Here is a 2,981-nt window from a genome sequence, read left to right as displayed (position 1 = left end):
CCATTTTCCATCTGCGCTGAAAGGCATTGTCAAGCGTAAAAACATTCTGGTCGCTTGTATTCATCGTAGCAAGAATTGAAAGATTCGGCGGAAGACGGATTCCTGTATTTTCAGAGAAAACGATTCCATTCACATTTACCGCTTTATTTGTATCATTTCCATTACATTCTTTTAATATGTAATGATTTATATCATCATTCATAAAAAAATACTCGCTCCAGCCCTGCCCATAAGTATTCAAATCTCCATCGAATATTTTTTCGGTAATAGTTTGACCTTTTTTCATTCTATCCAAAAGCTGAAAAGTTTCTCCGAAAATTGAAGCAGCATTTCCTCGATTTATTTCTTCAATTATTAAAACATATTGATTAGAAGAATGTTTTATTGCTTTAGCAAGTATTTTTGTAAAAGGACCGGGAACAAAAACATATTCAATAGTTTTATCAGCATTTACTTTTGGCAAAATTTGTCCAATGAAATCTGAATTAGTATAGTCAGGATGAAAAACAGTTCTTATAACTTGATGTTCTTCCGACTCAATTTTAAATTTATCAGGATTCTTTAACATTTCCCCGATTTTATGGCTTTTTCCGCAGCCGGGAACTCCGTAGAAAATGATTTGCCTTGGATTTGTGTAAGGAGATGCTGAGGAATCAGTTTTTTCATCAAAACTCTTAAAGAATGATTTTTTATCATCTCTATCTACATTGATTTCCATTTTAGATTTTCCTTTTTCCGTAAGAGAAATTATGTCATTCTCAACTTTCAGAAAAGTTGAATACTTATTTATCAAATTTCGCAAAATATCAATTTCACCGATTTCATCTTTAAAAGTCTGTTTCAATAAGTCTTGAAAATTTGAAGATTCGCTCTTTAGTTTCAGCTTCTCCATCAAAGTCTGTTCAAAAAACAGTGGTCTTTCAATCTCCTTAAAACCTTTCTTTGTATAAGGATTAGGAACATAATATAAACTGAACCAATGATGAAGATATTTATCAGCTTCTTCTATTGAAATGTTATTTCTGAATCTTGGATGATAAATTTTGTCATCATCTATAAAGTAAAGTGCCAACTGACAGGCAAACTGATATGGAGTGCGAAAAAACTCGCTTCCGAATTTAGATTTTGCCATAGAATCTCTAAATTCATCTTCTGGCATTTCACTTTTAGGCAGCTCTTCAACAATTTCACATACTGTTTCAGGTGTTGCATTTCGCCAACGACAAATCGGATCAGCCATTGTTTCCTCCAACAAGTTGAGGATAGCTTTCCAAAACAGAATTCATAATGTTAATCAAAACATCAACAACGATTGAATTTCCCGCCTGCTGATAAGCGGAAGTGTCAGAAACGGGAATCACAAAATCGTCTGAAAATCCCATCAAACGGAAACATTCACGAGGAGTAAGTTTTCTAAGCCGTCCGTCTGTTGTAACATAATTGTCAACTCCAGCTCGGTGCATTTTGTGCATTGTTGTCAAAAGAGGACGGGCAACTTCCAAGTCCGTTTTTGGTCTTGAATAAAACCCTTTTGTTCCTGTTGCAAGAACATATTTTCTCACTTTTTCCGACAAGAAATACTTTTCCAAATCCTTTTTTATTTTTCGCTTTGCTTCTTCCTCGCTTTGAAAGACAAAATCTCCATGCCAGTTGAACTGCTGATTTTTCTTTTGGCAAAGCTGAATATCGCCATCAATCTGCGTGTATCGTTTTGTAAGATTCTTTTCGTCTGTTACAAAATCCACGCCTTTTTTGGGAAGAAAATAGCCGCCCGGCGCATTGTCAAGAAGGAAATCCTGCATTTTCTTTTTTAGCTCTATCGGTTTTGGAAACTCAAATTCCTTTTCAAGCTTCAAATCGTTTCTAAAACCAACAACAAAAACTCTCTCTCGGTTCTGCGGAATTCCATAGTCTTTAGCATTTAAAACTTTATATTTCCAGTTATAGTTCAAATCGGTAAAGACTTTTTGAACTGTTTCCCAAGTTCTGCCTTCGTCATTGCTCAAAAGAGCCTTCACATTTTCATAAATAAAAACTTTCGGTCGGATTTCCTTTACAAGCCTGGCATATTCATAAAAAAGAGTTCCGCGTGTGTCGGCAAGTCCTCGCTGCTTTCCAACCAAACTGAACGACTGGCAAGGACTTCCGCCAACGAACAAGTCAACCTGATTTTCATACTGTTTTCCGTCAAGAAAAGAAACATTCCAATGAAAATCCTTGTCATCAATTTTATAGTTTGCCTTGTAAGTTTTCTTGACTTTGTTGCTTTCTTCCTTGTTCTTATAAAGAGCGTCAACAAATTTTTTCTTTTCAGAATAATCAGGAATTTTTGAAAGTTCCTTTAAGATTTTGAAAGAATTGATTTTTTCGTGCAACATTCCTGTTCGCTGGCAAATGTCTTTTATCTTTCTTGAAATCTTGTTTTCCGTTGAATTTGAAAGGCTCATCGATTTATAAACTTTGACTTCTTCATTTGTCTTTGAAAGAATCAGGTCTAGCTCGGATTTATAAAGCCTGTCTTCCTCTGTTTGAACTTCAATTTTGCTGATTTCCGCTGTAAGAACAGAAAGTTCATTTTCAATTTCAGAAATATTTTCGGGAATCTTCTTTGAAAGAACATCAACATCGCCGTTGTCGCAGGCAAAAACAATATCGTGAGGAATATTCATTCTATCCAAAGTATGTTCAATCGCACCGATTCCGCTAAAAACAGTTGCAAGGTGAAGTTTTCCCTGCCCATTTAAACGAGCGTTTTTTGGGACAACTTCTGTTGTATTTTCTTTGTTTATATTTTTTTCAATGGACATTTTTGTTCCTATAAAATCTGATACATAAAAATGCAGTCAGCGTCATATTTTGGTTTTATATGGGAATGAATTATTTTTTCGCCTTTGCTTTTCGTTCATCTGCACGCTTTTTCTCGTAAGCCGCCACATCTTTGTCTAGCTGCGTAAAGTCAGGACGAGGTGTTGATAAAATTT

2 protein-coding genes are annotated in these 2,981 nt (G+C 35.1%); both read right to left on the bottom strand.

What is annotated here, in order from left to right; all coding sequences use genetic code 11:
- A partial coding sequence (locus tag B4C08_RS00425; protein WP_296662093.1) for an AAA family ATPase occupies positions 1-1,240 on the bottom strand: 1,240 nt, incomplete at its 3' end.
- Entirely contained in the window at positions 1,233-2,807 is a 1,575-nt protein-coding gene (locus tag B4C08_RS00420) for a DNA cytosine methyltransferase (RefSeq protein ID WP_296662092.1), read from the bottom strand. The genes B4C08_RS00420 and B4C08_RS00425, both read right to left, overlap by 8 nt.
- Positions 2,808-2,981 lie beyond the last annotated feature (174 nt).

The sequence above is a fragment of the Treponema sp. UBA753 genome (assembly GCF_002297325.1).
Taxonomy (GTDB): Bacteria; Spirochaetota; Spirochaetia; order Treponematales; family Treponemataceae; genus Treponema_D.
The sequence above is the reverse complement of the archived record's forward strand: the minus strand, read 5'-3'. Positions and strand labels throughout refer to the sequence as shown.